At 73.1% G+C, this 10,577-nt stretch carries 10 protein-coding genes; 7 read left to right on the top strand and 3 right to left on the bottom strand.

Annotated elements, in window-relative coordinates:
- Positions 1 to 607 (bottom strand): hypothetical protein (locus CCN33_RS13595; RefSeq protein ID WP_086693891.1); only part of this gene is annotated, 607 nt, incomplete at its 3' end.
- A 270-nt stretch (positions 608 to 877) separates the two neighbouring features.
- On the opposite strand from CCN33_RS13595, the gene purN reads away from it, so the two are divergent.
- Together purN and purH are read left to right on the top strand one after the other, a co-directional pair.
- Positions 878 to 1,516, top strand: a complete 639-nt coding sequence (purN, locus tag CCN33_RS13590) for a phosphoribosylglycinamide formyltransferase (protein WP_086693890.1) — start codon at positions 878 to 880, stop codon at positions 1,514 to 1,516.
- Positions 1,513 to 3,084 carry a bifunctional phosphoribosylaminoimidazolecarboxamide formyltransferase/IMP cyclohydrolase gene (gene purH / locus CCN33_RS13585; RefSeq protein WP_086693889.1) on the top strand — a complete coding sequence of 524 codons (1,572 nt, stop codon included), beginning with the start codon at positions 1,513 to 1,515 and terminating at the stop codon, positions 3,082 to 3,084. Before purN ends, purH begins: the two co-directional genes overlap by 4 nt.
- Positions 3,085 to 3,154: 70 nt before the next feature.
- Here the strand turns inward: purH and CCN33_RS13580 are convergent, their stop codons facing one another.
- Complete coding sequence (locus CCN33_RS13580; RefSeq protein ID WP_086693888.1) at positions 3,155 to 3,751, bottom strand: RDD family protein; 597 nt, start codon at positions 3,749 to 3,751, stop codon at positions 3,155 to 3,157.
- Positions 3,752 to 4,013: 262 nt separating this feature from the next.
- Here CCN33_RS13580 and CCN33_RS13575 point away from each other — a divergent pair, with 262 nt between their 5' ends.
- From CCN33_RS13575 to CCN33_RS13560, 4 genes are all read left to right on the top strand, one after another.
- Complete coding sequence (locus CCN33_RS13575; protein ID WP_086693887.1) at positions 4,014 to 4,868, top strand: bifunctional methylenetetrahydrofolate dehydrogenase/methenyltetrahydrofolate cyclohydrolase; 855 nt, start codon at positions 4,014 to 4,016, stop codon at positions 4,866 to 4,868.
- Positions 4,858 to 5,322: a DUF3017 domain-containing protein gene (locus tag CCN33_RS13570; protein WP_086693886.1), complete on the top strand. Its 465-nt coding sequence runs from the start codon at positions 4,858 to 4,860 to the stop codon at positions 5,320 to 5,322. The genes CCN33_RS13575 and CCN33_RS13570 overlap by 11 nt, the downstream gene beginning before the upstream one ends.
- Before the next feature lie 303 nt (positions 5,323 to 5,625).
- Positions 5,626 to 6,522 (top strand): DUF2690 domain-containing protein, encoded by an 897-nt coding sequence (locus CCN33_RS13565; protein ID WP_086693885.1) that lies wholly within the window; start codon positions 5,626 to 5,628, stop codon positions 6,520 to 6,522.
- Positions 6,523 to 6,833: 311 nt separating this feature from the next.
- Positions 6,834 to 7,823: a malate dehydrogenase gene (locus tag CCN33_RS13560; protein ID WP_086693884.1), complete on the top strand. Its 990-nt coding sequence runs from the start codon at positions 6,834 to 6,836 to the stop codon at positions 7,821 to 7,823.
- A gap of 66 nt (positions 7,824 to 7,889) precedes the next feature.
- On the opposite strand, the gene CCN33_RS13555 is transcribed toward CCN33_RS13560, so the two are convergent.
- Positions 7,890 to 8,576 carry a siderophore-interacting protein gene (locus tag CCN33_RS13555; RefSeq protein WP_086693883.1) on the bottom strand — a complete coding sequence of 229 codons (687 nt, stop codon included), beginning with the start codon at positions 8,574 to 8,576 and terminating at the stop codon, positions 7,890 to 7,892.
- A 217-nt stretch (positions 8,577 to 8,793) separates the two neighbouring features.
- On the opposite strand from CCN33_RS13555, the gene CCN33_RS13550 reads away from it, so the two are divergent.
- Positions 8,794 to 10,509: a hypothetical protein gene (locus tag CCN33_RS13550; protein ID WP_086693882.1), complete on the top strand. Its 1,716-nt coding sequence runs from the start codon at positions 8,794 to 8,796 to the stop codon at positions 10,507 to 10,509.
- The last annotated feature ends 68 nt before the right edge of the window (positions 10,510 to 10,577 follow it).

The raw sequence follows: 10,577 nt of genomic DNA, 5'->3' as shown, positions 1-10,577 counted from the left end.
CGGCGGTGATCATGCCGGTGATGGCCGCGGTGACCTGGGGGCGGGCGCCGGCCGGCCGGGGTTCGTCCGGCGAGGGGGTGCGGGGCTTGGCGCGCAGGGAGCTGCCGCCCCAGTAGAGGGCGAGGGCGCCGAGGAGGAGGGAGACGTAGGGCCAGCCGAGGAGGACGAAGAAGACGGCCCACATGCCGGACAGCAGGGCGTAACGGGCGCGGCGCTGGGCCGGGTCCGTAGGGTCCCAGCGCTGCTTGCTCGTACCGCCGCCCCCCGGGCCCTCCGGGCCCGCGCCCGGGCGCTCGCCGAAGCCGCCGGGGGCGCGGCCGGGCTGGCGGTCGCTCCACTGGCTGCCCCAGCGCGAGTCCCCGGCACCCTCGTGGCCCTCCCGGCCCTCGGGGTGACGCGGGCGCCACGGCTGGTCGGGACGGTCCTCGGGCGGGGGCGCGTACGGGTTGTCGTCCTCGCGGTCACCGCCCCGGTCGTCGTCGCCGCGGCCGCCGGAGGGTGCCTGGGGCGGCGAGGTCGGCCGCTCCCGCAGCAGGACAACGCCACGCTCGCCCTCCTGGCCGGTCAGCGGCGGGAACGTGAGGAGTCGCGGGCTGCGATCGGGCATCAAAGGAGCGTCTTCCCCTAGGTCATTCGAAGTCCGGCATGAGCTGTCATCCCGTGAACGCGCCGCACCACGGCCGCGTTCCCGAGCCGGCTCGTCCCGAACGCTACCTTCCGGCCACGCCCCCGTCCCGTGGGGGCCGTCCGGAGTGCCGGTATCGTTGCTGGCGGCCGGCCGCTTCGTAGACTTCCCCGTATGGCGGGACGCGAAGCATTCGTAGAACCCTACAAACGCCGGCCGTGACCCACCGCCGTCCCGAGAAAGGGCCCCATCGTGGCCGCCACCCCCGCCGGTCCAGCGGCCCGGCGACTCGTCGTACTGGTCTCCGGTTCGGGCACCAACCTCCAGGCCCTGCTGGACGAGATCGAGCGCGTCGGAGCCGAGACGTACGGCGCGCGGATCGTCGCCGTGGGGGCCGACCGCGACGGCATCGAGGGGCTGGCCCGCGCCGAGCGCGCCGGGCTGCCCACCTTCGTGTGCCGGGTGAAGGACCACCCCGGCCGCGAGGAGTGGGACGCGGCGCTCGCCGAGGCGGTCGCCGCGCACGAGCCCGACCTCGTGATCTCGGCCGGCTTCATGAAGATCGTGGGCAAGGAGTTCCTGGCCCGCTTCGGCGGCCGGTTCGTCAACACCCACCCGGCCCTGCTGCCGAGCTTCCCGGGGGCCCACGGCGTACGCGACGCGCTCGCGTACGGCGCCAAGGTCACCGGCTGCACCGTCCACTTCGTCGACGACGGCGTCGACACCGGGCCGATCATCGCGCAGGGCGTGGTGGAGATCCGGGACGAGGACGACGAGAGCGCGCTGCACGAGCGCATCAAGGACGTCGAGCGAAGGCTGCTCGTCGAGGTCGTGGGGCGGCTCGCCCGCAACGGCCATCGCATAGAGGGACGAAAGGTAGTTATCCCGTGACCGCCACCGCCGAGAGCACCAAGCGGCCCATTCGCCGGGCGCTCGTCAGCGTCTACGACAAGACCGGTCTGGAAGACCTCGCGCGCGGGCTGCACGAGGCCGGGGTGGAGCTGGTCTCCACCGGCTCCACCGCGGCCCGTATCGCCGCCGCGGGCGTCCCCGTCACGAAGGTCGAGGAGCTGACCGGCTTCCCCGAGTGCCTGGACGGCCGGGTCAAGACCCTGCACCCCAAGGTGCACGCGGGCATCCTCGCCGACCTGCGCCTGGACAGCCACCGCGAGCAGCTCGCCGAGCTGGGCGTCACGCCGTTCGACCTCGTCGTGGTCAACCTGTACCCGTTCCGGGAGACCGTCGCCTCCGGTGCCTCGCCCGACGAGTGCGTGGAGCAGATCGACATCGGCGGCCCCTCCATGGTCCGCGCCGCCGCCAAGAACCACCCCTCGGTCGCCGTGGTCACGAGCCCCGAGCGGTACGCCGACGTGGCCGCCGCCGCCCAGGAGGGCGGCTTCGACCTCGCCGCCCGCAAGCGGCTGGCCGCCGAGGCGTTCCGGCACACCGCCGCCTACGACGTGGCGGTGGCCGACTGGTTCGCCTCCGAGTACGCCCCGGTCGACGACTCCCCGTTCCCCGACTTCCTCGGCGGCACCTGGGACCGCGCGCACACCCTGCGCTACGGCGAGAACCCGCACCAGCCGGCCGCGCTGTACGTGGAGCCGGGCGCCGAGGGGCTCGCGCAGGCCGAGCAGCTGCACGGCAAGGAGATGTCGTACAACAACTACACCGACACCGACGCCGCCCGCCGGGCCGCCTACGACCACGACGAGCCCTGCGTGGCGATCATCAAGCACGCCAACCCGTGCGGCATCGCGGTCGGCGCGGACGTGGCCGAGGCGCACCGCAAGGCGCACGCCTGCGACCCGCTGTCGGCGTTCGGCGGGGTCATCGCGGTGAACCGGCCGGTCAGCAAGGAGATGGCCGAGCAGGTCGCGGAGATCTTCACCGAGGTCATCGTGGCGCCGGACTACGAGGAGGGCGCACTGGAGGCCCTCGCCCGGAAGAAGAACATCCGGGTGCTCAGGGCCCCGCAGGGTCCGGCCGCCACCGTCGAGATCAAGCCGGTCGACGGCGGGGTGCTGGTCCAGGAGGCCGACCGCCTCCAGGCCGACGGCGACGACCCGGCCAACTGGACGCTGGCCAGCGGTGACGCGCTCTCCCCGGCCGAGCTGGCCGAGCTGGCGTTCGCCTGGCGGGCGTGCCGTGCGGTGAAGTCCAACGCGATCCTGCTGGCCAAGGACGGCGCCTCGGTCGGCGTCGGCATGGGCCAGGTCAACCGCGTCGACTCCTGCAAGCTGGCCGTGGAGCGGGCGGGCGAGGAGCGGGCGCGGGGTGCCTTCGCGGCCTCCGACGCGTTCTTCCCCTTCCCCGACGGACCGCAGATCCTGATCGACGCCGGGGTGCGGGCCATCGTGCAGCCGGGCGGCTCGATCCGGGACGAGCAGGTCGTGGAGGCCGCCAAGGAGGCCGGTGTGACCATGTACTTCACCGGCACGCGGCACTTCTTCCACTGAGCGCACACACGAAGCGGCCGCCCGCTCCCCTCGCGGAAGGGGAGCGGGCGGCCGCCTCGGTACCGCGTGCTTACTTGGTACGGATCACGATCGAGCCGCAGATCTTGTCCGCGAACGTCTGGCGCTTGGAGTCCCACGCCGGCCACAGGTAGCCGAGGTAGCACGGCAGGCCGTCGATGAAGTGCGCGAGCTGGCGGACGAACGCCATGCCGCCGCCGAGCGGCTGGCCGGTCTCCTCCTTCAGCGTGCGGGTACCGACGACCTTCTTGCCGATCGTCTGGCCCGTCTTGCCCTCCTGGATGACCTGGTAGACCAGGAAGGCGATCATGAAGAGGAAGCCGATGAGCGAGAGCGCCGGGATGTTCGCCTTCGCGCCGATGAGCACGAGCGGCAGGTAGACCACCATGTAAAGGATGGTGTCGATCAGCCTGCTGAGGAATCGCTGGCCCCAGTTCGCGTACTGCGGCTGCTGGTAGCCGTAGCCCGGCTGCTGCGGGTAGCCGTAACCGGCCTGCTGGGGGACCGGGGGCGCCTGCGGGTAGCCGTAACCGGGCTGCGGGGGCACGCCCTGCGGCGCCTGCGGATAACCGGGCTGCTGCGGCTGCCCGTACCCCTGCTGGGGGTCCTGCGGCTGACCGTACGGGTTCTGGGGCGAGCCGAAACTCATGGCTGGATTCCTCCGTTGGTACTGCGGGAACGACGCGGACAGCACGGAGGAACGTCAAGATCTGAGCGGTTTGCCCCCCACCGGACCGCGATGTATGCGCCGTTCATGGTTGTGGAGCCGTCACGCGTTGTCCAGCCGCATTCGCGAGGTGTTGTGCAAGTGCAACATCAACGATCAACGGAGGACATCTGGGACGCGACGGTGGCGGACCCCACGCGGACCGGATTGGAACAGGGGGGCCGTCATCCGCGAGGATGGGGGCATGACCGCCCAGATTCTCGATGGCAAGGCCACCGCAGCCGCGATCAAGTCCGATCTGACCGCCCGCGTGGCGGCGCTGAAGGAGAAGGGAATCACGCCCGGCCTCGGTACCGTCCTGGTCGGTGAGGACCCCGGCAGCCAGAAGTACGTCGCGGGCAAGCACCGCGACTGCGCCCAGGTCGGCATCGCCTCCATCCAGCGCGAACTCCCCGCCACGGCCACGCAGGAGGAGATCGAGGCGGTCGTCCGCGAACTGAACGAGGACCCCGACTGCACCGGCTACATCGTCCAGCTGCCGCTGCCCAAGGGCATCGACGAGAACCGCATCCTGGAGCTGATGGACCCGGAGAAGGACGCCGACGGCCTCCACCCGATGAACCTCGGCCGCCTGGTCCTCAACGAGCCCGCCCCACTGCCCTGCACCCCCAACGGCGTGCTCACCCTGCTGCGTCAGTACGGCGTGGAGACCAAGGGCGCCGAGGTCGTGGTCGTCGGCCGCGGTGTGACCATCGGGCGCTCGATGCCGCTGCTGCTCACCCGGCGCAGCGAGAACGCCACCGTCACCCAGTGCCACACCGGTACCCGTGACCTCGCCCACCACCTGAAGCGGGCCGACATCGTCGTCTCGGCCGCCGGTGCCCCGCACCTGATCCGCGCCAAGGACATCAAGCCGGGCGCGGCCGTGCTCGACGTCGGCGTCTCCCGCAACGCCGAGGGCAGGATCGTCGGCGATGTCCACCCGGACGTCGCCGAGGTCGCCGGGTGGATCTCCCCGAACCCCGGCGGGGTCGGCCCGATGACCCGAGCCCAGCTCCTGGTCAACGTGGTGGAGGCGGCGGAGCGGCGTGCCGGCTGACGAGTCCGGGGAGCCGCAGGTGCGGGACGCGATCAGCGCTCCCGACGCGCAGGGGCGCACCAGGCGCATCACCCGCCGCTTCCCGCTGTTCACCAAGGACACCGCACGTCCCGAGGGCGGCGGCCGGGCCGCCAGCGGCGACGCCCCGGCGCCGGCCCGGCAGTGGCCGGTGCTGGTCGTGCTCTCCGCCGTCGCGCTCGGCCTGCTGCTGGTCGCCTTCGACGTGACCCGCGCGGGGCTCCTGCTGATCGGCGCGGCCCTGCTGGCGGGCGCCGCGATGCGCTGGACGCTGCCCGGCGTCGGCATGCTGGCCGTCCGCTCCCGCTTCACGGACATCGTGACCTACGGGGTGCTGGGCCTCGCCATCGTCCTGCTGGCCCTGATGGCCCAGCCCCACCCCCTGCTGCAGATCCCCTTCCTGAAGGACACCCTGCACTTCACGGTGTCCAACTAGCGCCGCGGGCAAGGCCGGTGGCTCGCCCCCACCCCCGATCAGGGGCGAGCCACCGGGACTTCACCCTGGCGGGCCGGGTGGGTGCCGGGCAATGTCCCCCCGTGCGCTGTGGCACGGAGGTGACCGTTCCGCCATCGTGTCCGCGCCCTGCCACATCCGGGCAATCGTCGCCGCGACAAGGGCAGTTCGCCGGATACGTTCCGATCACCCCCCTCCCGAGGGCTACCGTGGAGCGGGGGCGGTGGCGTGACGCGGGGAGGCGTCGCGGTGCCCGCCGGGGGAGGAACGAGGGGGGAGCGGGCCATGGCTCGTTGGAAGGCGCTGCCGGAGGAACTCGACCCGCAGATCGCGGAGTTCACCAGGCAGCTGCGGCGGCTCGTGGACCAGGGGGGCCTGAGTGCCGCCGCGCTGGCCGACCGCACCGGGTACAGCAGGACGTCCTGGGAGCGGTATCTGAACGGGCGGCTGCTCGCGCCCAAGGGGGCCGTAGTCGCCCTCGCCGAGGTCACCGGCACCAGCCCGGTGCACCTCACCACCATGTGGGAGCTGGCCGAACGCGCCTGGAGCCGGGCGGAGTCGCGGCACGACCGCACGATGGAGCAGATCCGGATCACGCGGGCCCGCGCCGAGCTGGGCGACTACGGCGGGGGTGCCGGGACGACGACGGTCGACGCTCCGCCGGTGACCCCGCCCTCCGCCGAGCCCCCGGCGGGCAGGCGCCGCGTCCTGCTCTTCCTGGCGGGCGCCGTGGCCGTACTCGTCGTCCTCGGCACCGCCTTCCTGCTCACCGGCCGGGGTGACGGCGAGGGCACACGGGAAGCCGCCCGGCCGTCCTCGCCGGCCGCCACCAGTGCCACCGCTCTGCCGCCCGGTGTCAAGTGCGTGGGCGTCGGCTGCACCGGGAGGGACGCCGAGGCCATGGGGTGCAGCGGCGACCTGGTGACCACGGCCAGGACCGCCACCGTCGGCGCGGCCACCCTGGAGGTCCGCTACAGCAGGACGTGCGGCGCCGCCTGGGGCCGGATCACCGGCGCCGCACCGGGCGACCGGGTCCGTGTCACGGCGGGCGGCCAGACCCGGCGGGGCGACGCCGTGGCCGGGGATACGTACACGTACACCCCGATGGTCGCCGTCGGGCGCGCGGGTGAGGCCGAGGCGTGCGCGACCCTGGCGTCGGGGCGGACCGGGTGCACCAAGTAGCCGGAGTTTTCCGGTGCGGCACGCATGGGAGGCCCGAACCGGGGCACGCGGACAAGTACCCCCCCCACGGGAGTCCGGCGAGCCGGTACCCCCACCGGCGGCCGCCTTCGTCCTCCTCTCCCGGACGGGCGGCCGCTGCCGTGTGCGGCCGCGCGGGCCCCGCGGAGCCGGGCTGTGGGCCGGGCCACAGGGCCCCGGACGTCCGGCATGCCGGATGCGCGATAGCCTGACCGCTGATCTCTCTTGACGCCAAGAGATCGATCATCCGCACGGGGCAGGGACGCCCCACCGCCAGCCATACGGAGAACGCCATGACCCGCACTCCCGTGAACGTCACCGTCACCGGCGCGGCCGGCCAGATCGGTTACGCCCTCCTCTTCCGCATCGCCTCCGGGCAGCTCCTCGGCGCGGACGTGCCGGTCAACCTCCGCCTCCTGGAGATCACCCCCGCGCTCAAGGCCGCCGAGGGCACGGCCATGGAGCTGGACGACTGCGCGTTCCCGCTGCTGAGCGGCATCACCATCACCGACGACCCGAACGTCGCCTTCGACGGCGCCAACGTCGCCCTGCTGGTCGGCGCCCGCCCGCGCACCAAGGGCATGGAGCGCGGTGACCTCCTGGAGGCCAACGGCGGCATCTTCAAGCCGCAGGGCAAGGCCATCAACGACAACGCCGCGGACGACATCAAGGTCCTCGTCGTCGGCAACCCGGCCAACACCAACGCGCTCATCGCGCAGGCCGCCGCCCCGGACGTACCGGCCGAGCGCTTCACCGCGATGACCCGCCTCGACCACAACCGCGCGCTGACCCAGCTCGCGAAGAAGACGGGCACCCCGGTCTCCGAGATCAAGCGCCTGACGATCTGGGGCAACCACTCCGCGACCCAGTACCCGGACATCTTCCACGCCACGGTCGCCGGCAAGAACGCCGCCGAGGTCGTGAACGACGAGCAGTGGCTGGCCGACGACTTCATCCCGACCGTCGCCAAGCGCGGCGCCGCGATCATCGAGGCCCGCGGTGCCTCGTCGGCCGCCTCCGCCGCCAACGCCGCCATCGACCACGTGTACACGTGGGTCAACGGCACCGCCGAGGGCGACTGGACCTCCATGGGCATCCCGTCGGACGGCTCCTACGGCGTCCCGGAGGGCCTGATCTCGTCCTTCCCCGTCACCACCAAGGACGGCAAGTACGAGATCGTCCAGGGCCTGGACATCAACGAGTTCTCCCGCGCCCGCATCGACGCCTCGGTGCAGGAGCTGGCGGAGGAGCGCGACGCGGTCCGCGGTCTCGGCCTCATCTGAGCCCCGTACGCGACGAGTGACGGGCCCCTTCCGGTCTTCCGGACGGGGCCCGTTCCCGTGTCCCGGCTACTCCAGACCGCGCTTGCCCGGTGCCCAGAACGGCTTGGTCAGCACCGAGCGCCGGTCCCAGCCCGCGTCCCGCAGCACATGCCGTACGGCCTGCACGGTCCGCGCCTCCCCGGCGACGTACGCCACCCCGCCCGGCGCCGGCGCCAGGCGGCCCACCGCCTCCGGGAGCGGGACGGTGCCGCGCAGCACCCAGTCGAGCCGGCCGGCGTGGGCCAGCGGCAGCCGGTCGTCCGCCGTGGCGGTCTCCACACAGCCCGAGACCCGCGCGCCGTCGGGCAGCGCGGCGAGCATCGCGCCGACGGCGACGGACGCCGTCTCGTCCCCGACGAAGACGTGGTGCGCGGCGTCCGGGCGCAGGGTGAAGGAGCCCTCCGGCTTGCCGAGTCGCACCTCGTCGCCCGCCGCCGCCTCGCGCGCCCAGCGGGCACCGGGGCCGTCGCCCTCGTGGTCCAGCACGCACAACTCCAGCGCGCCGGACGGCTCGTAACGCCACACCGAGTAGGTGCGCCGGGTGAGCGCGGAGCCCACGAGCACCCGGACCTGCTGGCCGGGGAGCACGTCGAGCCCGGCCAGCGCGTCGCCCTCGATCCGCAGGCGCCGCATCCGCGCGGTGAACCGTTCCACGGCGGTCACGGTGCCGCGGAGCATCAGCAGATCGAGGACAGGGTTCAGCAGCGCGGGCATGCACGGCTCCTAGAAATGGACAACTCGGTTCTACCGGACCGGAGTTGATCTTCGGTGGGGGGTGGAGGGCGATGCTACGCGCTCCGGGACGGGGGTGGCGGCGGGGTGGTCCGGTTCCGGTCGCCGGATTCCGGTTTCCTGACCGGCCGTCACCGCTCTATGCTCGGCGCTCGTCCACTTCTCGTGGGCGAGGGACTTCCATGCATCGGGGGATGGCATGAGCAGTGCTCACGTGCCGCCGCAGGCGGAGCGGACGTCGGCCGAGCGGGCGCCGGTCCACCCGCCGCCCGTCCCGCCCCACACCAGCGAGGCCACCCGGCTGCTGTGCGCGGGCACGTATCTGGACGCCGGCTACCGCGACCGCGTCATCGAGGAACTCCACCTCAACGAGCAGCGGATCGTGGCTCCCTCGTTCGGCTTCGACGCGGCGCGGGTGCTGGCGCACGCGCTGCGGGCCCGGCGGCAGGAGCTGGTCTGGGCCGGGGCCGTCGCCGGGCTGTGGCTGGTGGGCATGCCGCTCAGTGGCGGGCTGCTCGCGCTGTACCTGTGGCCCAGCATCTGGCTCGCGCTGGCCCCCTGGCTGCGCGGCCGGGCCGCGACGCCGCCGCTGTACCGGCTGGTCCTCGCCTTCCTGGCGCGGTGGTGGGGGCGGGCGTGGTTCGCCGCCCTGTTCGTGCTGACCGTCGTCATCGCCTTCGGCGGGGGGCCGTCCCCCGAGCCGTCCTACGACCCGTACGGGTACGGGTACGGCGGTTCCGAGAACCTCTCCGACTCGCTCACCCCGCTCGTCGAGCTCTGGCAGGCGTGGTCCACGCTCGGGGTGCTCGGGCTCATCGCGCTGTGCGTGCACGCGCAGCGGACCCAGTTCAGCCGGGCGCTGGCGGGCGAGCTGTCCCCGGAGCGCTTCCCGGACGCCGCCGCCGACCCCGCCGAGCAGGCGCCGAGCCCGCGTTTCCAGCGGCTCAGGCAGCGCATCCGGCTGGAGCAGCACGCCCCGCTGGTCATGTACCACGAGGCCCGCCCCTTCTGCGGGGCCGGAGACGCGTACGACACGTGGGTGCTGGCCGTGGAACTCAAGCCGGACGAGATGGCCAAGGAACGGCAGCCGCTCAGCAACCGGGCGATCCTGGAGAAGATCCGCCCCCGCCTGGAGCAGCTGCGCGTCCCGGCCGAGTACGCGGGGCCCGGCGTCCGCGACCGGCTGCGCTGGCTGGAGATCGACGAGTGCGTGTTCCTCCCGGTGGAGGGGCTGAGGAAGCGGGAGCAGGCGCCGTACACCGCCGAGGCGTTCGAGCAGCACCGGGCGCGGGCCGTGGAGGAAGGGGCCGAGAAGCGGCGGCACTTCCTGCGGGTGCGGGTCGGCGGCTGGGAGGAGGAGCTGGTCGTCACCGTGTACGTCCGCGTCCACACCCAGGGCGGCATGCTGATGCTGGAGATCGCCCCGCATGTGCTGACGCCGGTGCGCGAGGACTTCAAGGACGCCGACCGGGCGGCCCACCGGTTCCGGCACAACAACTCCCTCGGCAAGGCCGTCACCGCCCTCGTCCTGGTACCTGGCTCCGCCGGGCGGGCGCTCGCCCAGCTCGGCCGGGGGCTGGTGCACGGCTGGCGGCTGCTGACCGGCGGGTACGCGGGCGCGCTGCCCGACGGGCCCGGGCTCTCGGTGCGCGAGCTGGGGTCCACGCCCGTCGGCTCGCTGTTCCAGGAGATGGACGTGGTCCGGTACCTGCGCGGGGTGCAGGACCGGGTGGCCGACGGGGTGCGGTCCGCGCTCGCCGAATCCGGCTACCGGACCGGGGAGTTCGTCCAGAAGGTCGTCAACATCCGCAACGGGGACGTCCACATCGGCCGCGTCGAGGGCAGCACCTTCGCCGTCGGCAGCCACGCCACCGCCATGGGCGCGCCCGCGCCGCAGAAGGGAGCCGGGACATGACCGGTCAGGAGCCGAACGTGCGCATCGGGGACGTCTCGGGGAGCACCTTCGCCGTCGGCAGCCACGCC

Origin of the sequence: Streptomyces recifensis (assembly GCF_002154615.1) — a bacterium.
In the GTDB taxonomy this organism is placed as follows: Bacteria; Actinomycetota; Actinomycetes; order Streptomycetales; family Streptomycetaceae; genus Streptomyces; species Streptomyces griseoluteus.
This window is presented reverse-complemented; position numbering and strand designations above follow the sequence as displayed.